The organism is Streptomyces sp. NPDC007983 (assembly GCF_042958345.1).
Lineage (GTDB): Bacteria > Actinomycetota > Actinomycetes > Streptomycetales > Streptomycetaceae > Streptomyces.
The window spans coordinates 123,366-142,737 of sequence record NZ_JBIBJI010000013.1 but is presented as its reverse complement, the minus strand read 5'-3'; the positions used below and the strand labels follow the sequence as shown (position 1 = coordinate 142,737).

20 protein-coding genes are annotated in these 19,372 nt (G+C 70.8%); 10 read left to right on the top strand and 10 right to left on the bottom strand.

The annotated features are described in order from the left end of the window. Nucleotides 1-24: 24 nt before the first annotated feature. Both ACFZCY_RS32035 and clpS read right to left on the bottom strand, forming a co-directional pair. The gene (locus tag ACFZCY_RS32035; protein WP_391181077.1) at nt 25-633 is read right to left on the bottom strand and encodes a DUF2017 family protein; all 609 of its coding nucleotides are present in this window, start codon (nt 631-633) and stop codon (nt 25-27) included. Further along, nucleotides 633-944, bottom strand: a complete 312-nt coding sequence (gene clpS / locus ACFZCY_RS32030; RefSeq protein WP_063735273.1) for an ATP-dependent Clp protease adapter ClpS — start codon at nt 942-944, stop codon at nt 633-635. Before clpS ends, ACFZCY_RS32035 begins: the two co-directional genes overlap by 1 nt. An 82-nt stretch (nt 945-1,026) precedes the next feature. On the opposite strand from clpS, the gene ACFZCY_RS32025 reads away from it, so the two are divergent. Both ACFZCY_RS32025 and ACFZCY_RS32020 read left to right on the top strand, forming a co-directional pair. Next, nucleotides 1,027-2,361 (top strand): nicotinate phosphoribosyltransferase, encoded by a 1,335-nt coding sequence (locus tag ACFZCY_RS32025; RefSeq protein WP_391181075.1) that lies wholly within the window; start codon nt 1,027-1,029, stop codon nt 2,359-2,361. A 100-nt stretch (nt 2,362-2,461) separates the two neighbouring features. Then, the gene (locus tag ACFZCY_RS32020) at nt 2,462-3,046 is read left to right on the top strand and encodes an isochorismatase family protein (RefSeq protein WP_391181072.1); all 585 of its coding nucleotides are present in this window, start codon (nt 2,462-2,464) and stop codon (nt 3,044-3,046) included. 66 nt (nt 3,047-3,112) lie between these two features. Here the strand turns inward: ACFZCY_RS32020 and ACFZCY_RS32015 are convergent, their stop codons facing one another. After that, nucleotides 3,113-3,424 carry a hypothetical protein gene (locus ACFZCY_RS32015; protein WP_361487473.1) on the bottom strand — a complete coding sequence of 104 codons (312 nt, stop codon included), beginning with the start codon at nt 3,422-3,424 and terminating at the stop codon, nt 3,113-3,115. A 112-nt stretch (nt 3,425-3,536) separates the two neighbouring features. Next, complete coding sequence (locus ACFZCY_RS32010; RefSeq protein WP_391181068.1) at nt 3,537-5,924, bottom strand: immune inhibitor A domain-containing protein; 2,388 nt, start codon at nt 5,922-5,924, stop codon at nt 3,537-3,539. A 340-nt stretch (nt 5,925-6,264) separates the two neighbouring features. Between ACFZCY_RS32010 and ACFZCY_RS32005 the strand changes: the two genes are divergently transcribed. Next, nucleotides 6,265-6,537, top strand: a complete 273-nt coding sequence (locus tag ACFZCY_RS32005) for a hypothetical protein (RefSeq protein WP_391181065.1) — start codon at nt 6,265-6,267, stop codon at nt 6,535-6,537. Here ACFZCY_RS32005 and ACFZCY_RS32000 read toward each other — a convergent pair. From ACFZCY_RS32000 to ACFZCY_RS31980, 5 genes are all read right to left on the bottom strand, one after another. Further along, complete coding sequence (locus ACFZCY_RS32000) at nt 6,523-7,029, bottom strand: RDD family protein (protein ID WP_391181062.1); 507 nt, start codon at nt 7,027-7,029, stop codon at nt 6,523-6,525. The genes ACFZCY_RS32005 and ACFZCY_RS32000 overlap by 15 nt on opposite strands. Nucleotides 7,030-7,081: 52 nt before the next feature. Continuing rightward, a complete protein-coding gene (locus ACFZCY_RS31995) occupies nt 7,082-7,660 on the bottom strand; it encodes an RDD family protein (RefSeq protein ID WP_391181060.1) in 579 nt (192 codons plus the stop codon). Between the two features lie 90 nt (nt 7,661-7,750). After that, nucleotides 7,751-9,427 (bottom strand): RDD family protein, encoded by a 1,677-nt coding sequence (locus ACFZCY_RS31990; RefSeq protein WP_391181057.1) that lies wholly within the window; start codon nt 9,425-9,427, stop codon nt 7,751-7,753. A 178-nt stretch (nt 9,428-9,605) separates the two neighbouring features. After that, a complete protein-coding gene (locus tag ACFZCY_RS31985; protein WP_391181054.1) occupies nt 9,606-10,973 on the bottom strand; it encodes an FAD-linked oxidase C-terminal domain-containing protein in 1,368 nt (455 codons plus the stop codon). 80 nt (nt 10,974-11,053) lie between these two features. Further along, on the bottom strand, nt 11,054-12,091 hold the full coding sequence (locus ACFZCY_RS31980; RefSeq protein ID WP_391181052.1) for a teichoic acid biosynthesis protein C: 1,038 nt from the start codon (nt 12,089-12,091) through the stop codon (nt 11,054-11,056). Between the two features lie 246 nt (nt 12,092-12,337). Between ACFZCY_RS31980 and ACFZCY_RS31975 the strand changes: the two genes are divergently transcribed. From ACFZCY_RS31975 to ACFZCY_RS31965, 3 genes are all read left to right on the top strand, one after another. Beyond that, nucleotides 12,338-12,838, top strand: coding sequence for a SigE family RNA polymerase sigma factor (locus tag ACFZCY_RS31975; protein WP_391181049.1), 501 nt, complete (start codon nt 12,338-12,340; stop codon nt 12,836-12,838). Beyond that, nucleotides 12,831-13,286 (top strand): hypothetical protein, encoded by a 456-nt coding sequence (locus ACFZCY_RS31970; protein WP_391181046.1) that lies wholly within the window; start codon nt 12,831-12,833, stop codon nt 13,284-13,286. Before ACFZCY_RS31975 ends, ACFZCY_RS31970 begins: the two co-directional genes overlap by 8 nt. 73 nt (nt 13,287-13,359) lie before the next feature. Then, a complete protein-coding gene (locus tag ACFZCY_RS31965) occupies nt 13,360-14,586 on the top strand; it encodes a mannosyltransferase family protein (RefSeq protein ID WP_391181044.1) in 1,227 nt (408 codons plus the stop codon). Between the two features lie 45 nt (nt 14,587-14,631). Here the strand turns inward: ACFZCY_RS31965 and hppD are convergent, their stop codons facing one another. Then, nucleotides 14,632-15,777, bottom strand: a complete 1,146-nt coding sequence (gene hppD, locus ACFZCY_RS31960) for a 4-hydroxyphenylpyruvate dioxygenase (RefSeq protein WP_391181040.1) — start codon at nt 15,775-15,777, stop codon at nt 14,632-14,634. A 134-nt stretch (nt 15,778-15,911) separates the two neighbouring features. Here hppD and ACFZCY_RS31955 point away from each other — a divergent pair, with 134 nt between their 5' ends. The 4 genes from ACFZCY_RS31955 (at nt 15,912) to ACFZCY_RS31940 (ending at nt 19,362) form a co-directional block, all read left to right on the top strand. Then, nucleotides 15,912-16,379: an Lrp/AsnC ligand binding domain-containing protein gene (locus ACFZCY_RS31955; RefSeq protein WP_391181317.1), complete on the top strand. Its 468-nt coding sequence runs from the start codon at nt 15,912-15,914 to the stop codon at nt 16,377-16,379. Between the two features lie 69 nt (nt 16,380-16,448). Next, nucleotides 16,449-17,045, top strand: a complete 597-nt coding sequence (locus ACFZCY_RS31950) for a helix-turn-helix domain-containing protein (protein ID WP_391181037.1) — start codon at nt 16,449-16,451, stop codon at nt 17,043-17,045. 20 nt (nt 17,046-17,065) lie between these two features. Then, nucleotides 17,066-17,266 carry a hypothetical protein gene (locus ACFZCY_RS31945; RefSeq protein ID WP_391181035.1) on the top strand — a complete coding sequence of 67 codons (201 nt, stop codon included), beginning with the start codon at nt 17,066-17,068 and terminating at the stop codon, nt 17,264-17,266. A 137-nt stretch (nt 17,267-17,403) separates the two neighbouring features. Next, entirely contained in the window at nt 17,404-19,362 is a 1,959-nt protein-coding gene (locus tag ACFZCY_RS31940; RefSeq protein WP_391181033.1) for a right-handed parallel beta-helix repeat-containing protein, read from the top strand. Nucleotides 19,363-19,372 lie beyond the last annotated feature (10 nt).

The following is a 19,372-nucleotide window of genomic DNA, read 5'->3' as shown; positions in this document are numbered from 1 at the left end:
GCGGAAGCCATCACGCCATAAGCGTTACGCCATCAGCGTCTCGATGAGCGTCTCCTGCAGCCCTCCGAGCCAGAAGTACGCCATCACCATCGGCTTCCGCGGATCGGAGTCGGGGAGTCCGAGCAGCTCACCGCCGTCGTCATCGTCGGTGACCTCCAGCCGGGTGCCGATCGCCAGCCGCAGATCGTTGAGGGCGCCGAGCCACTGCCGGGACTTCTGCGGGGCCAGCTCCAGCACCGCCTGCTCCTTGGCGCCCGTCCCGGTGGACAGCGAGTCCAGGTCGCGCACCATCGCCAGGGCGTCATCGCGCTTGCGGGCCCGCAGGTCGTTCTCGGTGTACCGGCGGAACTCCGCCGAGGCGGCGCGCGCCTCCTTCTCCGCGTCCGCGTCCAGCTCCTGGTCCGGCGCCACATAGGCGTCCGGGAACAGCCGGGCCAGCGCCGGGTCGCTCGGCGGCTTGGTGGGCCCCTCGGCGAACAGCGCGTCCAGCGGGTCCTCCGCCCCGGCCGGCTGGTCGCCGGGGCCGATCAGCTCGGCGAGCTGCACGGCCAGGCTGCGCAGGATGGAGATCTCCACCTCATCCAGGGCGACGGCGGCACCGCCGCCGGGCAGCGGCTCGAATCGTCCCGACATCAGCGCTCCTGCGTGAGCGTCGCCCACAGCCCGTACCCGTGCATCGCCTGCACGTCGCGCTCCATCTCCTCGCGGCTGCCGCTGGAGACGATCGCGCGCCCCTTGTGATGAACGTCGAGCATCAGTTTGTGCGCCTTGTCCTTGGAGTAGCCGAAGTAGCTCTGGAACACGTACGTGACATAGCTCATGAGATTGACGGGGTCGTTGTGGACCACCGTCACCCAGGGAACGTCAGGCTCAGGCACCTCCATCGGCGCCTCGCTGGCTTCAGGACGTTCGATCTCCACCGGACTGACACTCACACCCCCAATGCTGCCACCCGGTGGGGGCGGTCGCCTAAACCGGCACCCAGATCTCGTCACTCTGACGAGTATGCGAGGTAACATCATCAACATGGACACTGCGGACTTGGGACTGCCGGTGGACGTGCCGTCGACTGCGCTGTTCACCGACCGGTACGAACTCACCATGCTGCAGGCCGCGCTGCGGGCCGGCACCGCCGACCGCCGCTCGGTCTTCGAGGTCTTCACCCGGCGCCTGCCCGAGGGGCGCCGCTACGGCGTCGTCGCGGGCACCGGGCGGGTCCTCGACGCCGTCGAGAACTTCCGCTTCGAGGGCGGCGTGCTGGACTTCCTCGCCCAGCACCGGATCGTGGACGAGCCGACGCTCGAATGGCTCGCCGACTTCCGGTTCCGCGGCGACATCTGGGGCTACCCGGAGGGCGAGGTCTACTTCCCCGGCTCACCGATCATGCGGGTGGAGGGCAGCTTCGCCGAGGCGGTGCTGCTGGAGACGGTGATCCTCTCCATCCTCAACCACGACTCGGCGGTCGCCGCCGCGGCGTCCCGGATGTCGGTCGCGGCGGGCGGCCGGCCGCTGATCGAGATGGGCGCGCGCCGCACCCATGAGCTGGCCGCCGTGGCCGCCGCCCGGGCCGCCTACGTCGGCGGCTTCGCCACCACCTCCGACCTCGCGGCCGGATTCCGCTACAACATCCCCACCGTCGGCACCAGCGCCCACGCCTTCACCCTGCTGCACGACAGCGAGCGCGACGCCTTCGTCGCCCAGGTCGACTCGCTCGGCAGCGACACCACCCTGCTGGTGGACACGTTCAACGTCGCCGAGGCCGTGCGCACCGCGGTGGAGATCGCCGGCACGGAGCTGGGCGCCGTCCGGATCGACTCCGGCGATCTGCTGCTGCTCGCCCACCGGGTGCGGCAGCAGCTGGACGACCTGGGCGCCAAGGGCACGAAGATCGTGGTCACCAGCGATCTGGACGAATACGCGATCGCCTCGCTCGCCGCGGCCCCCGTGGACGCGTACGGGGTCGGCACCCGGCTGGTGACCGGCAGCGGCCATCCGACCTGCTCGATGGTCTACAAGCTGGTCGCCCGCGCCGAGGCCGCCGGACGGGACGCGCCGCTGGTGCCGGTGGCGAAGAAGTCCATGGGCGCGAAGACCTCGATCGGCGGCCGCAAGTGGGCGGCCCGGCGGCTGGACGCGGAAGGGGTCGCCGAGGCCGAGGTCGTCGGCAGCGGGCCCGTACCGGAGGCCCTGGCCGGCCGCGAGCTGCTGGTCGAGCTGGTGCGCGGCGGCGAGATCGTGGCCCGGGAGCCGCTGGACGCGGCGCGCGACCGCCACGCGGCGGCGCGGGCGGGGCTGCCGCTGTCCGCGACGCAGCTGTCGCAGGGCGATCCGGTGCTGCCGACGGAGTACGTGCGGGCGTGAGGGGTACGTCCATGACGACCATGGCGCCGGCGGCGACCATACCCCTCGCTGTTGTGACCACTGCCGTGCCCACCTCGGGCCGAGCCGGAAGGCGTGCGTGATGCACCGGGCACTGATCGTCGTCGACATCCAGAACGACTTCTGTGAGGGCGGAAGCCTCGCGGTGACGGGCGGCGCGGATGTCGCCGCCGCGATCACCGACTACATCGGGGAGGCGACGGCCGGTTACCGGCACATCGTGGCCAGCCGCGATCGCCACATCGACCCGGGCGATCACTTCTCCGACCACCCGGACTACGAGCGCACCTGGCCGCCGCACTGCGTCGCGGGCACGGAGGGGGTGGGCTTCCACCCCAATTTCGCGCCCGCGGTGGCCTCGGGCGCGATCGACGCGGTCTTCGACAAGGGCGCGTACGCCGCGGCGTACAGCGGCTTCGAGGGCGTCGACGAGCACGGCACGCCGCTGGCGGCGTGGCTGCGGGAGCGGGGCGTGACGGAGGTGGACGTGGCCGGGATCGCCACGGACCACTGTGTACGGGCCACGGCGCTGGACGCGCGGCGTGAGGGGTTCGTGACGCATGTGCTGCTGGGGCTGACGGTGGGAGTGGCCCCGGCCACCACCGAGCACGCCCTGGAGGAGCTGCTGGCGGCGGGCGTCCGGCTGAGCGGCCGGCCGGTGGCCTGACGGGGCGCTCAGGGCCCCGTCAGGCGTGTCCCGGGCGTGTCCCGGGCGCTCCCCGGGCCGGGTGGGTCAGGCGGTCGCCGCGGGGCGCAGAAGGGCGGCGATGGGGTGCCACAGCTCGCCGCCGATGTCCGGGGACGTGCGCCAGATGAGGCCGTCGGGGTGGTGGAGCACCGCCGTCACCTCGTCGGGCGTCGGTGGCGCGCTGTTGCCGCGCAGATACACGGCGCGCAGCCCCAGGTTGCGCAGCCTGGTCAGGGCGCGCGCCCGGTTCGCGGCGTGGACCAGGACGCGGACGCCGCCTTCGCCGAGCGGGCGGGGCAGGGTCAGTGCCACCACCACATTGCCACCCGGCAGCTTGGTGAATCCTCCGTCGGCCATACGGTTCATGTCCCCCGTGAGACGTCGTGTCAATAAGAAGGTCTGGGTGCATCTAAACGCTAACGGCCGCCGCCCGCTAGTGGGTGACGGCCGTCACGGCTTTGACCTGCGGTTATGACGACGGACCCACCTGGACGGTCATCGTCTGGCCGTCCGGGCGCTCCCGGAGGATCGCGATCCGGGTGTTGGTGTCAGCAACCTGGACCCCGGCGGTGGGGTTGGTTTTGTCCCAGTACGTGCCCTTACGGTCGTCGAAGACCGGGGCGCCCCACTTGCCCTTGACCTTCGCGGCCTTCCCGTCCTGGTGGAGGGTGAAGCCGTCGGTCCGGTACCAGCTGAAGGTGGAGTCGTACGCCTGGATCCGGTTGCGCATCAGCGTGCCGTCCGCCCACTTCTCCGGGGTGGCGTGCGCGTCGACCGGCAGGATGAGGCCCTTGCCGGGGTGGACGCCGGTGTTGTTGTCCGGCTGCGAGGTGTCCCACTGCCAGATCAGCAGACCGTTCTGGTAGGGGAAGTGCTCGACCCAGGCGGGGCGGGTGGAGGCCCAGCCGAAGTTGTACGGGCCGGCCTCGAGGGTCTTGTCGTAGCTGACGTACTGGCGGTTCTCGGCGAGGTAGTACTGCGGGTAGTTCTTGGTGAAGGATGCGCCGACGCGCGAGAAGCCGTTCGCCGTCCAGCCGTTGTCGTCGCCCTCGGCGCCGTCGGTGAGGACGGGCTTGCCGTCCGCGGTGAGGGTGATGGCGTCGGCGGCGAAGCCCTTCTGCGCGACCCCGCTGTCGGTCTGGTAGCGGAAGCGGAGGTCGATCTTCTTACCGGCGTAGGCGTCCAGCGGGAAGGAGAGCTTCCGGTACGCCCCGGAGGTGCCGGTCAGCGCGGGCTTGTCGCCCGCGTCGCGCGGGACGGCCTTGCCGTCCGCGGTGCCGTCGACCGGCGTCCAGTTGGCGCCGCCGTCCGTGGAGACCTCGGTGTAGAGGTAGTCGAAGTTCTCCTCGATGTCCCACCAGCCCTGGAGGTCCAGGCTCGCCTTGGACGCGCCGGTGAGGTCGACGGACCGGGTGAGGGTGTTCTTCAGGTCGTCGCCCATCCCGCTCCACCACTGCTTGCCGCCCTCGGCGGGCTTGGTGATCTCGGTGGTGACGGGCTTGTCGGGGAGGTTGACGACCAGCGCCTGCTGGTGCTTGGTGTTGTACTCGGCGACCCCGAGGGTGTGCCGGGACTTCGTACCGGCCTTCGCGGTGCCGTAGTTGAGCCAGCCGAGCTGGAGCTTGTCCCAGGCGGACATGTCGCCCGGGAGGTCGCCGATGGAGTCCTCTCCGGTGCCGAGCCACGAGCCCGCGGACATCAGCGACCAGTAGGCGACGGAGGACTCGCCCTTGCCCGTGGTGTCGTACTCGTCGGGCAGGCCGAGGTCGTGGCCGTACTCATGGGCGAAGACGCCGAGGCCGCCGTTCTCCGGCTGCATGGTGTAGTCGCCGACCCAGATGCCGGTGTCGCCGATCTGGGTGCCGCCCGCCTTGTTGGCGCCGGGGCCGGTGCTGCCCGCGTCGGAGCCGTACGCGTACCAGCGGTGCGCCCAGATCGCGTTCTCACCCTCGGCGCCGCCGCCCGCGGACTCGTCCTCGCCGGCGTGCACGATCTGGAAGTGGTCGATGTAGCCGTCGGGCTCGTTGAAGTTGCCGTCGCCGTCGAAGTCGTAGCGGTCCCACTGGTCGTACTGGGCCAGGTCCGCCTTGATCTGCGCGTCGGTGCGGCCGGCCGCCTTCTGGTCCTTGGCCCACTGGTTGACGCCGTCGCGTATCAGGTCCCAGGCGTTGGCGCAGTTGGTGTCGCCGCAGTAGTTGGAGCCGTAACGGGCCTCGTTCCAGCCGACCTTGACCCAGTCGGAGACCTCGCCGTCGACCGAGTAGCGGCCCGAGGACTGCTTCTCGTAGTACTTCTTCAGGGACTCCTTGCCCTTGGCGTCCGAGAAGTACAGGTCCTGGAAGTGCTTCCGGTTGTAGTCCTTCTGCCAGGCGGTGCTGTTGTCGACCTTGCGGTCCGGCTGGGCGATCGTGTTGTGCGCCGGGCCCGGGGCGCCGCCGTACTTCTTCACCGGCGGCTGGGGGCCGTCGGGGCCGTCCGGGTCGTACATCGTGGTGTCGTCGACCTTGTCGCCGAACTCGACGAGCACGGTGAAGATCTTGTCGGTCTTCTCCCGGGCCAGCTCGACGTACTTGTTCTTGCCGAGCTTCACCACCTGCGACGCGCCGCGCCGCGTGGCCTCCTTGTCCCCGGATATGACCTGGCGCAGCGCGTCCTGGCGCTGCGCCTCCTGCTGCTTGCTGAACGGGCCCGCCAGATCGTGCTCGACGTCCGTCTTCGCGGGCGCCGGGTCATGGCGTTCGACACGCGTAGACGGCGCATCGGCCTGGGCCACGCCCGTTGACAGCGCGGCCGCGCCGAGCGCGGCCACCACCGTGGCCACCGCGGCCGATCTGACCGCCCTCCGTTGGCTGTTCACTTGTTCCTCCCCTTCCACACACCGGTGCCGCACATTTGACCGGAGAGGCAAGCGAAAAGACAGTCCTTGACTTGGGCTTGAGGGGTCGTTACGTTTCCCGGTCCGCCGTGTACCGGTTACCGGACACCGCTGGGCGCGCCGCCCGGGCAGGGGGAAACGCGGCCGCGCCCGCAGATGGGGCTGTGCGTGATTCCGTGCGCCCCCCGTGCACCCCCGCCGTGGCTGGGGTCACGATTGGTCCCGCTCCCCATCGGGCATCCAGCACCGTAGAGTCATTTTGACGGCGCACATCTGCCCGACTCATGCCCCGCATATCGATGCCCTGAGGACGGATCCCGCCATGCCGCGTCCGACTTCCGCCCAGCTCGCCTACGGTTCGGCCACCGTCGTCCTGTCGACACTGGCCATGCTGCTGCTTTCCGAGACCCGCTCGGGCCTCGGAGTGGGCATGGTGACCGTGGCCGGTCTCGCGCTCGGGCTGCTGGTAGCCCTCACCGTGCCGGTGCCCCGTCAGTCCCGCGCCGCCCGCACGGGCCGTACGGTGCGCAGCCACCGCCCGCTCGCCGGGTCCGCGGTGGCCGAGCCCCGGCGGGAGCACTCACTGCACGGCTGACACGACGACCGTCCGCGCCGCCTTGTCGTGCAGGCAGCGCCGGAACGGCTTGTCCCACAGCTGCCACACCACGTTCAGCACCCAGAACAGGGTGCCGACGAGCACCGGGATCAGCAGGCCCGGCAGCGTGTAGACGCCAGCGCGCACCCATCCCTGGCCGCCCGGAATGTTCCCGTCCGAAAGCATCGCCACGCGGATGCGCATCGCCTTCTTGCCGAGGGTCTGGCCACTGCGGGCCAGCATCGTGCCCTCGTAGCCGAGGTACACCAGCATGGTGATGATCAGCGCGGCCATCACCTTGCGAAGGTCCTGCTGGCCCGGGTGCTCCATGCCGTACCGGAGCGCGCCCGTCATGCCGAGGGCCACCGTCCAGATGACGCCCAGCACGAGGCCGTCGATCAGCCGGGCCACGAAGCGCTGACCGGGCGTGGCCAGCGGGGGCATCCCGGCGAGGTCGGGGTACGGGGGCGACGACAGCTGGTCGGGGCTCATGCCCACGATTACATCAGCAGGTCTTCCGGCCCTCCTCGGCGGGCCGTAGGGGTCAGGGCTCGGCCTGTACCACGACCGTCTTGGCCACCTTGTCGTGCAGACACTGCCTATACGGCCGGTCCCAGGTGCACCACAAGACGTTGACCAGCCAGAAAACAAAGCCGCAGCAGGGCACGATCTCGGGGAGCGCATACGTGGCGGCGCGTGCCCAGCCGGGTGCGCCGGACGGAAGCTCACCGGTCTCCAGCATGGCCACCCGGATCTTCATCGCCTTCTTGCCGACCGTCTGGCCGTAGTGGGTCAGCATCAGCCCCTCGTAGACGAAGTAGACCAGGACGTACGCGAGGGTGAAGACGGACGAGCGGGCGTCGCCGCCGCTGCCCATCGGGTAGTAGGTGCCCAGGACCAGGGCCATGATCAGGCCCACGGGGATGCCGATGATCAGCCCGTCGATGATCCGGGCGGCCAGGCGGCGGCCGAGGTGGGCGAGCGGGGGCATGCCCGCGAGCGGATCGTCGCCGCCGCCGTGATCGCCGTAGGGGGAGCCGTTCGCCCGGGGCGGCGGCTGCTTGGCGAACGGATCCCGGTCGCGGGGCTCGTCCCCGGGTGGCGGCGGCTGGTCGGTGCTCATGGCCCGAGTCGACCGCCGATCGAGGGCGATCGCATCCGGATCGCCCCGTTCGGGCGATCCGGATGGTCCATCCGCCTCAGCGGCGCCCGATCAGCCGGCCGTGGCGACGAACGTACGGGCGGCCTTGTCGTGCCAGCACTGCCGCCAGGGGCGGTCGACCAGGCACCACAGCACGTTCACCACGCCGATCACCAGCACCCCCAGCACCCCGTACACCAACCAGCGGCGCAGGGCGGCACCGAACGACGGCTTGTCGTGCTCCTCGATGTCCAGGACCCGCACCCCGCACAGCTTCTTGCCGAGCGTACGGCCCCACAGGGCCACCGGCAGGGCCTCCAGGAGCACCCCGCCCAGCAGCAGCACGCCCAGCACGAGGGCGAGATAGCCGCCGGTGGTGCCGTCGAGGAAGTAGACGGTGACGGTCTCGCCGGACTGCTTGGCCGTCTCCACCTTCTCGTCGATGTGATCGGCGGCCTTCCCCCACAGCGGGAACGCGACCGCTCCGGCGAGGGCGAGCAGCACGACCATGTCGATCAGCCGGGCGGAGAAGCGGCGGCCGAGCCCGGCGGGCCGCCCCTGGGCCTGGGCGGCCAGGAGGAACGGATTGTCGACCGGCGGCTTCCAGGGGATGACGCCCTCGGGCGCGCCCTGCTGAGGGGCCGGGGGCTGATGGGACTGCGGCTGCTGGGGCTGCTGGGGCTGTTGCGGCTGCTGCTGGGCGAGCTGGTGCACCTGCTGCTGCCAGCCGGGGCCACCGCCGTGGGACTGCTGGGCCGGGATGCCGCCGAAGGGCTGCTGCGGGGGTTGCTGCTGCTGGGGCGGCTGCTGCGGCTGGGGGTGCGCCTGCCGCGGTAGCTGCTGGGGCTGTGGCTGGGGCTGGGACGGCTGCGGGGAGTGCTGGGGACCCTGCGGGGCGTCGCGGTCGAGCGTACGGAACGTCATCGTGCCCTCGTCGCGGCCGGCCGGCCGCAGCGCGCGGATCGCCATCGTGCCGTCCGCCGCACCGGGCTCGGACGAGCCCGAGGCCGAGCCAGGGGCCGACGCCGAGGGCAGCTCCGGGGTGCTGCGTACGGCGGGGAGGGCGTGGGTGGCGCGATCCTTGCGGTCGCCCGTACGGTCCGTAGCGCCCGCGCCCTCCGCGCCGCCGCCGCGCATCGTCAGCGTGCCCTGGTCGCGACCGCCTTCACCACGGCCGCTCCCCTCACCGCCCGGGCCGTCCGCCGCGCCGCGCGGATCGGGGACCGCCGCCCGCGGGTCGTCCCCCTCCGAGCCCCAGGAGATCCGGCGGTCCTGCTCGCCGCCGAACCCGGACTGCCGGGACGCGTCGGCCTGCCAGGCGGCCCCGGCCCCGGGGCGGGTGCCGTGCAGCCGCTGCGGATCGTCCCAGTCCACCGGGGCGGCCGTCCCGCCGGGCGGCACCGGCTCGGTGCCCATGACGCTGCCCGTAGCGGCGTCCCGTATGTCCATCTCGGCGCGCCGCCGCACCTCGGGCAGGGCGGCGCCGCCGGGCTCCTCCGCGGGCAGCGGCTGCGGGTCCTCGTCCAGGAACATCGGGCCGGTCTCGTCCGGCACCGGGCTGGTGACCTGGGTGTGGGTCACCCCTGGCGGTGCGGCGGGCATGGCCTCGCCCTCGGCCGGGGCGGGCCGGCTGGTGCCGGGCACCCAGGCGGCTCCGTTCCAGTACCGGATGTAGTTGGGAATGGACGGATCCGGATAAAAACCTGGAATGGAACTGCCGTCAGCGGATCCTGAGGAAGGGGCGCTCATGATCTCCGATGTCCCGTATCTGTGCTCGCCGTGCTGCTGTGCTGCGCCGCCGCAGTGCAACCCGGAGCGCGCTGTCAAGGTCTATCAGACCGGCCCGCGGCCCGTACCTACTGTGGCACCGCCTCGCAACTTTTTGGCGGTCAATACGGGAAGCCGGTGAGGGAGCGAGGGGGCCTCCCTAGAACAGCTTGCCCGGGTTGAGGAGATTCAGCGGGTCGAAGACCTCCTTGATGCCCTGCTGCAGCTCCACGCCCACCGGCCCCAGTTCGCGCGCCAGCCACTCCCGTTTCAGCACGCCCACCCCGTGCTCCCCGGTGATCGTGCCGCCCAGTTCCAGGCCCAGCGCCATGATCTCGTCGAACGACTCGCGCGCCCGCCGCGACTCGTCCGGGTCCGCGGGGTCGAAGCAGACCGTCGGATGGGTGTTGCCGTCCCCGGCGTGGGCCACGACGCCGATCGTCAGGTCGTACTTCTCGGCGATGGCCGCCGTACCGTCGATCATCTCGGCGAGGCGGGAGCGCGGCACGCACACGTCGTCGATCATCGTGACGCCCTTGACCGCCTCCAGCGCGGTCAGCGTCATGCGGCGGGCCTGGAGCAGCAGGTCGGACTCGGCCGCGTTCTCCGCCGGGACCACCTCGGTCGCCCCGGCGGCCGTGCACAGCTCCCCGACGGCGGCCAGGTCGGACGCGGGGTCCGGGGTGTCGAACGCGGCCATCAGCAGGGCCTCGGTGGACTCGGGGAGCCCCATGGCGCCCATCGCGTTGACGGCGCGCACGCTCGTACGGTCCATCAGCTCCAGCAGCGAGGGCACATGGCCGCGCTCCATGATGCGGCAGATCGCGTCGCACGCGGCCGCGGTGGAGGGGAACTCGGCGGCCAGGACGAGCTGTTCGGGCGGGGCGGGCTTGAGCGCGAGGACGGCCCGTACGACGATGCCGAGGCTCCCCTCGGAGCCGACGAAGAGGCGGGTCAGGTCGTAGCCCGCGACCCCCTTGGCGGTGCGGCGGCCGGTGGACAGCAGCCGCCCGTCGGCGAGGACGACCTCCAGGCCGAGGACGTACTCGGCGGTCACGCCGTACTTCACACAGCACAGCCCGCCCGACGCCGTGCCGATGTTGCCGCCGATGGTGCACTGCTCCCAGCTGCTGGGGTCCGGCGGGTAGTACAGCCCCTTCTCCAGCACCGCGCGCGACAGCGCCGCGTTGACCACGCCCGGTTCGACGACCGCGATCCGGTCGACCGGGTTGATCTCCAGGATGCGGTCCATCTTGACCAGGGACAGCACGATGCAGCCGTCGGACGCGTTGGCCGCGCCCGACAGGCCGGTGCGCGCGCCCTGCGGGACGATGGGCACGCGCAGCGCCGTGGCCGTACGGCATACGTGCTGCACCTGCTCGACGGTGCGTGGGAGGACGACCACGGCGGGCGCGCCCGCGTCGCAGAAGCTCGCCATGTCGTGCGCGTACGCCGCCGTGACATCGGGGTCGGTGAGCACTGCCTCCTCGGGGAGGCCCTCCCGCAGCGACTCGATGAGGTCGGTCATACGTCCAGGCTCGCACTCGGCCGGGCGCCAGGGAAGATCGGCGCGGCGACTGGGTTAGAGGGTGTTCACCGCGGCCCGGTTCACTGTGGCTTGTAGTAGACGCTCAGTTCGCGGGCGCCGGACAGGCCGGAGGCGAAGCCCATGCACAGCCGGCGCGGGCTGGTGAGCTGGACGGCCATGCCCTCGGGCTCGCGGTAGTCGAGCGAGTACCCGGCCTCGGTGCGGGCGCGCTGGACCAGCTGGCCGGTGCGCAGATCGACGCAGGAGACCTGGGCGTTGCCGTGGCCGGAGGGCGGGTTGGGGCCGTTCTCGTCGGAGTACGCGGTCCCGGTGAGCTGGTACACGTAGTCCCCGAGCACCGTGAAGCCCTGGAAGACCTCGCTGTCCTCGACGCCAACCTGGGGTATGTCGTCGTACACCGCCGAGTAGTCGCCCGCCGTGACCCCGGCCAGGCTCATCAGCCGGTAGCGGACCTGGCCGTCCTGGCGGTAGCGCAGCAGCAGCCGCTTGTTGAGCATGTCGACGGCGGGCTGGTTGCTGGTCGAACCGGGCACCGGGCGGTGGGTGGCCAGGGCGGACGAGCCGTTGTCGAGGACGGCGCCGTCCTGATACGCGAAGCGGCTGATGGCGCGCCCGAAGCCGGAGTCGGGGTTGGCGTCCGACTCGGTCCACAGATAGGCGGTGGCGCCGACGGGCTCACAGCCGATCGAGACGCCGTGGCCGAAGCCCCTGACGTACATGGAGCCCAGCTCGCCGCCGGTGAGGGACAGCTTGGTGACGCACATGTCGCCGCGGGCGGCCCGGTCGGCGCCGGAGACGGGGGCGGATTCGCCGCTGAGCCGGATGCCGCCCTGCATCAGCTGGATCGTGTAGAGGTGGCCGTTGACGTCGTCGAATGCGAAGGACTGCAGCACGGTGTTGTTGTGCGGTGCCTTCTCGCGTATCAGCTGCGTGGAGGGCACCGAGAGGTCGAACCGGCCCCCGGCGGAGGCCTCGGTGGTGGCGGCGGCCCCGGCGGCGGCTTCGGCGGCGGCGGCCTCGGTGGGCCGTACCGCGAACGCCCCGAGCGCGCCCGCGGCGGCCGCGCCACCGGCCAGGGCGAACCTACGCCTTGTCAACCGACCCGCAGCGTACTTGTCCGTCTGCATGCGTACTCAACAACTCCCAAGAAAACACACCGTGTTGGAGTGAACAGGAACGCCGAGAGTGTAGACGGTGCGATTCTGCGGCCGAGCTGGTGTTCCATTTTTCTGGCATGAGCGGCGCATTGTGTGCTGTATCACTCTCTTTCTCCGCCCTTGGGGTAGACCGAATGCCGGATGACGGGCGTATACCCGGCGAAGACAGAGATCCGGGAGTGACAGGTGACCGTCGAGGAGTTCGAAGAGTTCTACGCCCAGGCGGTCACACGTCTCACGGGGCAGCTGTACGTGATGCTCGGCGATCTGCACGAGGCGCAGGACGTCGTGCAGGAGGCGTTCGTCAAGGGGTGGAGCCGGCGACGGCAGCTCGACAGCGGCGGTCAGCCCGAGGCCTGGATCCGTACGGTCGCCTGGCGGCTGGCGGTGAGCCGCTGGCGCTTCCGGCGGCGCACGGCGGACGCCTGGAATCGCGGCGGCGTCTCGCCACCCCATGTCGAGGGCCCGGGCCCGGACCAGGTGGTGCTGGTCGACGCGCTGCGCGAACTGCCGCCCCAGCAGCGGCGCACGCTCACCCTGCACTACCTGTGCGATCTCACCGTCGAGCAGATCGCCGGGGAGACCGGCCTGTCCACCAGCACCGTCAAGACGCACCTGGTCCGCGGACGCACCGCGCTCGCCCACCGCCTGCGGGACCCGCGCATCGAGGAGATCGCCGATGTCTGAGATCCAGGATCCGCTGCGGACGCTGTTCCGGCAGGCCGGTGACGTCGGGCAGGCCCACGCCGGGGCGGCGCCCGTGGCGCGTATCGCCGAGCGCGGCAGGCGGGCGCACCGGCGCCGCGTCGCCGCGCTGGCGGCGGGGGCCTGCCTGGTCATCGCGGGCGGCGGGGCGGCCGCGGCCGCGCTCCTGCCGGGCACGCCGCCGCCCGCGGCCCCGGCCACCAGCCCCCCGACCGGCCGGCCGTCGACCGGGCCCTCGTCCGGGTCCTCGACGGGGCCCCCGACCGGCCGGCCGTCCGCCGAGTCCTCGTCCGGCCGGCCGTCGACCGGCCGGCCCTCGACGGGGACGGCCGGCCCGCCTCCGTCGACGGGCGAGGCCACAAACGAGGCGTCCGGGGGCGTGACGTACCCGCCCACGGCGACGTCTCCCCCAGGAGACGACGCCCCCTGATCCCCTCCCACCGTGACCCGTCGGCCGTCGCCGGGCAGCTCCGTACCCTCACGCCTACGCGAAAGATCCCTGTATGACAGTCGCACCGCCCGAGCCGCGCCATAGCCCCACATGGTCCGCCCGACTGCCCGAGCGGCCCTCACCGCGCCTGCGGGTCCCGCGCCTCGTCCGGCTGAACCCGGGCGACCGCGAGGTGCTGTGGCTGTATCTGCTGACCCGAATATCCATATGGATCACCGCCTACTGTGTGCGGTGGCTGTTCCCCGGGAACGGCGACGCCCACCAGCCCTCGCCCCTCCTCGAACCCTTCGCGCGGTGGGACTGGGGGCACTTCCTCCACATAGCGCGCGACGGCTACTTCCCCGGGGAGAGCGGCCCCTGGGACAAGAAATGGGACAGCCGGGAGGCGTTCTTCCCCGGATTCCCGCTGCTGCTGCGCGCCGTGCACACCGTCGTCCCGAGCTGGACCGCGGCCGGGCTGCTGATCTCCTTCGTCGCCGGGGCCGTCGGCGTGCTGGCGCTGGCCCGGATCGCCCGGCTGTATCTGCCCGGCACCGGCGCCGACCGGCGCACCGTGCTGTTCTTCCTGCTCTCCCCGTGCGCGATCTTCCTGGCCGTCGGCTACACGGAGGCGCTGTTCCTGGCGTTCGCGCTGCCCGGCTGGCTCGCCGCCCAGCGGCATCGCTGGGCCACCGCCGCCCTGCTGACCGCCCTGGCCACCACCGTGCGGATCAGCGGCCTGTTCGTGGCCGCCGCCATCGCCGTCCACTTCGTCCTCACCGCCGCCCGCGCCCGCGGGCACTGGCGCTCGCTGCCCTGGCTGGCACTGCCCGCGCTGCCCGCGGCCTTATACGCCTGGTACCTGCACGCGCACACCGACGACTGGATGGCCTGGAAGCACGCCCAGGAGCGCGGCTGGTTCCGCACCTTCCACACCCCCTGGGAGGGCTGGTCCCACACCTGGGACGCGGCCTTCGACAGGACGCAGAGCGCCGGATACGCCGTCATGTTCCAGGCCGAACTGGTGGCCATGGCCCTCGGGCTGCTCGTCCTCGTCGTCCTGCTGTGGCGGCGCCGCTGGGCCGAGGCCGTCTACATCGGCATCACGCTGTGGGCCCTGGGCACCTCGTACTGGTACATGTCGATCCCCCGCTCCACCCTGCTGTGGTGGCCCCTGTGGATCGGCCTGGCCGCCTGGAGTCTGCGCAAGCCCCAGGTCAAGACCCTCTACCTCTGCCTGGTCGCGCCCGTGAGCACGGTCTTCACCCTCGCCTTCCTGTCGGGGCGATGGGCGGGCTGACCACGGGCGCCGGGGCTCCGCCGACGAGCCCCGGCGGCGCGGTGGTCAGAGGTTGCCGCGCTTCTCCTGCTCGCGCTCGATCGCCTCGAACAGCGCCTTGAAGTTCCCCTTGCCGAACCCCATCGACCCGTGCCGCTCGATCATCTCGAAGAAGACCGTCGGCCGGTCCTGCACGGGCTTGGTGAAGATCTGCAGCAGGTATCCGTCCTCGTCCCGGTCCGCGAGGATCTTCAGCTCCCGCAGGGTCTCGATCGGCACCCGCGTGTCCCCGACCCACTCCCCCAGCGTGTCGTAGTACGAGTCGGGCGTGTCCAGGAACTGGACGCCCGCCGCGCGCATCGCGCGCACCGTCGCGACGATGTCGTTCGTGGCGAGGGCGATGTGCTGGACGCCCGGGCCGCCGTAGAACTCCAGGTATTCGTCGATCTGCGACTTCTTCTTCCCCATCGCGGGCTCGTTCAGGGGGAACTTGACCTTCCGGGTGCCGTCCGCGACGACCTTCGACATCAGGGCGGAGTACTCGGTGGCGATGTCGTCGCCGACGAACTCCTTCATGTTGGTGAAGCCCATGACCCGGTTGTAGAAGGCCACCCACTCGTCCATGTGGCCCAGTTCGACGTTGCCCACGCAGTGGTCGATGGCCTGGAACAGCCGCTTCTCGGGCGTTGCGACGATCGGGGCGGCGGCCACGTACCCCGGCAGATACGGGCCGTCGTAGCCGGAGCGCTCGACGAAGGTGTGGCGGGTGTCGCCGTACGTGCGGATCGAGGCGAGCACCACCGTCCCGTGCTCGTCCTTGACGTCGTGCGGCTCCTCGATCCCGGTGGCGCCGTGCTCGACCGCGTACGCGTACGCGGCCCGCGCGTCCGGGACCTCGACGGCGAGGTCGATCACGCCGTCGCCGTGCTCGGCCACGTGCTCGGCGAGGAAGCGCCCCCAGGGGCCGGACGGCTTGACGACGGAGGTGAACACGAAGCGGGCGCCGCCCGAGACGAGGACATAACTGGCGGTCTCCCGGCTGCCGGTCTCCGGTCCGGAGTAGGCGACGAGCTTCATGCCGAAGGCGGTGGCGTAGAAGTGAGCGGCCTGCTTGGCGTTGCCGACGGCGAAGACGACCGCGTCCATACCCTTCACCGGGAAGGGGTCTGCCTGCCGCGCGGTGGTCGGGGTGGGGTTCAGGATGTCAGTCATATGCTCAGCGTCTCCCCGGGGCTCAGGGTGCGCAATAGTCCGCGAAATCGCTGCACAGACTGCATAGCGCGGCCCGCATGCGGGGCAGCATTCTGTACAGAGTGACCACCATCACAGACCACCCCGGAGGCCCCATGGGAATCGACGCGCTCGACGCCCGCCTGATCGAACTCCTCGCCCGGGAGCCACGCATCGGCGTCCTGGAGGCATCGCGCCGTCTCGGCGTCGCCCGCGGCACGGCGCAGGCGCGACTGGACCGGCTGCGCACCCAGGGCGTGATCCGCGGCTTCGGCCCGGACGTGGACCCGGCGGCCCTGGGGTACCCGGTCACCGCCTTCGCGACGCTGGAGATCAAGCAGGGCCAGGGCTCGGACGTACGCACCCATCTGGCCGGTGTCCCCGAGGTGCTGGAGCTGCACACCACCACCGGCGAGGGCGACATGCTCTGCCGCCTGGTCGCCCGCTCGAACGCCGACCTCCAGCGGGTGATCGACCGCGTCGTGGGCATCGAGGGCATCGTGCGCGCCTCGACGGCGATCGTGATGGAGAACCCGGTCCCCCTGCGGATCATCCCCCTGGTCCAGCAGGCCGCCCAGGACTGACCGCCTGACGCCTGCGTGCGCGCAAAAAACCCGTTGCAAAGAAACCTTTGCATCCTTACGCTGCTCCGCATGGCCCAGCACGACGACCACGTGGACGACGACGTACGGGTGCTCGACCCCCGCTCCCTGCGCGGGCTCGCCCACCCCCTGCGGATGCGGCTGCTCTACGCGCTGCGCGAGTACGGGCCCGCCACCGCCTCCCAACTGGCCGACCGGCTGGGCGAGTCCAGCGGCGCCACCAGCTACCACCTGCGGCAGCTGGCGGCCTACGGCTTCGTCACGGACGATCCAGAGCGCGGGAAGGGGCGGGAGCGGTGGTGGAAGGCGGCGCAGGCCCGTACGCGGGTTGACGATGACGTGTTGCTCGGCCACCCCGACCCGTCCGTACGCGGGGCGATGCACACGCTGCTTCATGAGTTGGCCACCACCCATGGCCAGGATCTGTCCACCTGGCTGGGCACCCTGCACGAGTGGCCCGCGGAGTGGCGCAACGGCTCGGACCTGAGCGACTTCACCCTGCGCCTCACGCCCGCGCTCGCGCGGGAAATGCTCGAGAAAGTGCACGAAGTGATCAACGGCTACCGCGAGCAGGAGGTCGACCGGGACACCGAGCACTCCGCCCGGTACCGCGTCCATCTGCACGGCTTCCCGCGCGACGAGGACTGACCGGACTTCTGGGAGAGCGTATGCACGGCGACTACGTCCACCACTTACTGCACCGGCTGCGCGCCGAGCAGCTGCGGATCGAGGCCCCGCGCAGGCCACCGCGCGCGGATCCGCTGCGGACCCGGCTCGGCTGGCGGCTCGTGGAGGTCGGGCTGCGGCTGGCGACGCCGCGCGTGCCCCAGGTCCCGCTACACGTCCCGGCGGGCCAACACGGCGATTGATCCGATCTATTGCTGTGGCGAGTATTGACCCTTCATGCGCTCACCCCTACTTTCCGTGCATATTTCCCACACATCAAGGGGTGTGCTCCATGAGAGACACAGGATCGAGACGATTAGTCATCCGACCTTGGTGGGTGATGGCGGCGCTCGTATGCGTGCTCCTGCCCGCCGGGGGACTGACCGAGCAGGCGCGGGCGGCGGACGCCGTCGCGTACTTCGTCTCGCCCACCGGCAGCGACAGCAACGCGGGCACCAGCGCCGCCGAGCCGTTCCGTACGCTCACCAAGGCGCAGACCGCGGTACGGGCCATCGACAAGTCGACCTCCGGCCCGGTCACCGTGACCTTGGCGGGCGGCGTCTACCGGCTCACCAAAACGCTGGCCTTCACCGCCGCGGATTCCGGCGGCGGCACGGCCGGGACCGTCTGGTGGAAGGCGGCGTCCGGACAGTCCCCGGTCATCAGCGGCGGCGTCCGGATCACCGGATGGGCCAAGAGCGGCGCCGCCGGCGGTAAAGCCTGGTCCGCCCCGGCCCCGGCCGATCTGGACACCCGGCAGTTGTATGTCAACGGCGTACGCGCCCAGCGGGCGACCGGTGCGCTCCCCGTCAAGGTCACCCAGACGGCGGCGGGGTACACCACGGCGTCCGGCGACCCGATGGCCGGATGGCGCAACCCGCCGGCGATCGAGTTCGTCTACCGGGGCGGTCTCGGGGCGTGGACCGAGCCGCGCTGCCCCGTCGCCTCCGTCACCGGCACCGCCATCACCATGGCCCAGCCCTGCTGGAACAACTCCACCCGGCGGGTCATGCGCACCGACGACTCCGGCCGCACCGTCAACCTGGTCGGCCGCAAGTCGATCACGGAGTCGCCCACCGCGGTGGAGAACGCCTACGAACTGCTCGACAAGGCAGGTGAGTTCTACCTGGACAAGTCCGAGCACCGGTTCTACTACATCCCCCGCTCCGGGGAGGACCCGACCACGGCGGACATCGAGGCCCCGTCGCTGGACACCCTGATGGCGAGTTCGGGCAAGGCGTCCGACATACCGAGCCGTATCGGCTTCCAGGGCATCCAGTTCAGCTACGCCAACTACAGGGTGCCCAACACCGGCACGGGCTTCTCCGAGATCCAGGCCACCTACCAGGTCACCGGGACGAACGGTTACGCCACCCAGGGGCTGTGCGACTTCGTGGCGGACGGTACCTGCCCGTACGGCAGCTGGACCAAGATGCCCGCGGCGGTGCGCTTCACCTACGACCGGAACATCCACTTCGATCACGACTACTTCGTCCATCTCGGCGCGGCCGGGCTGGACCTGGGCAACGGCTCGCAGAACGCCACCGTCACCGCGTGCGTGTTCACCGACATCTCCGGCAACGGCCTCGACCTCGGCGGCGTCGACATTCCCCAGCCCACCGCCACGGCGCAGCGCACCAGCGGCATCACCGTGAAGGACAGCCACTTCTACGACATCGCCGCCGAATACCACGGCGGGGTCGCGATCGACGCCGGGTACATCGAGACGTCGGCCATCACCCACAACCAGATCGACCACGTGCCCTACACGGCGATCTCCATCGGCTGGGGCGGCTGGCCCGACAAGGTGAAGCTCCCCGCGCAGCCGAACTACTCCAACAACAACACCATCTCGAACAACCTGATCTACCAGCACATGTCACTGCTCGACGACGGCGGCGCCGTCTACACCAACGGCATCACCGGCACGTCGATGGCGACCGGTGAACACGTCACCGGAAACGTCGTCCACGATCAGCTCAACACCTCGGGCGGCCACGTCCTGTACACCGACAACGGCGCCACCTACGTGTCCATCCTCGGCAACGCGGTGTGGAACGTGAACGTCACCCCGTGGGGCAGCAAGCACGGGAACTACACCCTGGGCGACGGGACGTACGACCCGACGGACATCGAGGGCAACTACTGGCCGAACGGCCCGGCCGACTACGACGACAAGGGCGTCCTGATCCAGAAGAACCACAACATCGCCGACCCGGACCAGATCCCGTCGTCCCTCATCGCGGCGGCCGGTATCGAGTCGTCGTACAAATCGATCCTCGACTGGCAACCGGTCTGACCATCCACGC

Coding starts and splice junctions, on each gene's coding strand:
- ACFZCY_RS32035 (WP_391181077.1), bottom strand. CDS start 633: ATGTCGGGACGATTCGAGCCGCTGCCCGGCGGCGGTGCCGCCGTCGCC.
- ACFZCY_RS32025 (WP_391181075.1), top strand. CDS start 1,027: ATGGACACTGCGGACTTGGGACTGCCGGTGGACGTGCCGTCGACTGCG.
- ACFZCY_RS32020 (WP_391181072.1), top strand. CDS start 2,462: ATGCACCGGGCACTGATCGTCGTCGACATCCAGAACGACTTCTGTGAG.
- ACFZCY_RS32015 (WP_361487473.1), bottom strand. CDS start 3,424: ATGGCCGACGGAGGATTCACCAAGCTGCCGGGTGGCAATGTGGTGGTG.
- ACFZCY_RS32005 (WP_391181065.1), top strand. CDS start 6,265: ATGCCGCGTCCGACTTCCGCCCAGCTCGCCTACGGTTCGGCCACCGTC.
- ACFZCY_RS32000 (WP_391181062.1), bottom strand. CDS start 7,029: ATGAGCCCCGACCAGCTGTCGTCGCCCCCGTACCCCGACCTCGCCGGG.
- ACFZCY_RS31995 (WP_391181060.1), bottom strand. CDS start 7,660: ATGAGCACCGACCAGCCGCCGCCACCCGGGGACGAGCCCCGCGACCGG.
- ACFZCY_RS31990 (WP_391181057.1), bottom strand. CDS start 9,427: ATGAGCGCCCCTTCCTCAGGATCCGCTGACGGCAGTTCCATTCCAGGT.
- ACFZCY_RS31985 (WP_391181054.1), bottom strand. CDS start 10,973: ATGACCGACCTCATCGAGTCGCTGCGGGAGGGCCTCCCCGAGGAGGCA.
- ACFZCY_RS31970 (WP_391181046.1), top strand. CDS start 12,831: ATGTCTGAGATCCAGGATCCGCTGCGGACGCTGTTCCGGCAGGCCGGT.
- ACFZCY_RS31965 (WP_391181044.1), top strand. CDS start 13,360: ATGACAGTCGCACCGCCCGAGCCGCGCCATAGCCCCACATGGTCCGCC.
- hppD (WP_391181040.1), bottom strand. CDS start 15,777: ATGACTGACATCCTGAACCCCACCCCGACCACCGCGCGGCAGGCAGAC.
- ACFZCY_RS31955 (WP_391181317.1), top strand. CDS start 15,912: ATGGGAATCGACGCGCTCGACGCCCGCCTGATCGAACTCCTCGCCCGG.
- ACFZCY_RS31950 (WP_391181037.1), top strand. CDS start 16,449: ATGGCCCAGCACGACGACCACGTGGACGACGACGTACGGGTGCTCGAC.
- ACFZCY_RS31945 (WP_391181035.1), top strand. CDS start 17,066: ATGCACGGCGACTACGTCCACCACTTACTGCACCGGCTGCGCGCCGAG.
- ACFZCY_RS31940 (WP_391181033.1), top strand. CDS start 17,404: ATGGCGGCGCTCGTATGCGTGCTCCTGCCCGCCGGGGGACTGACCGAG.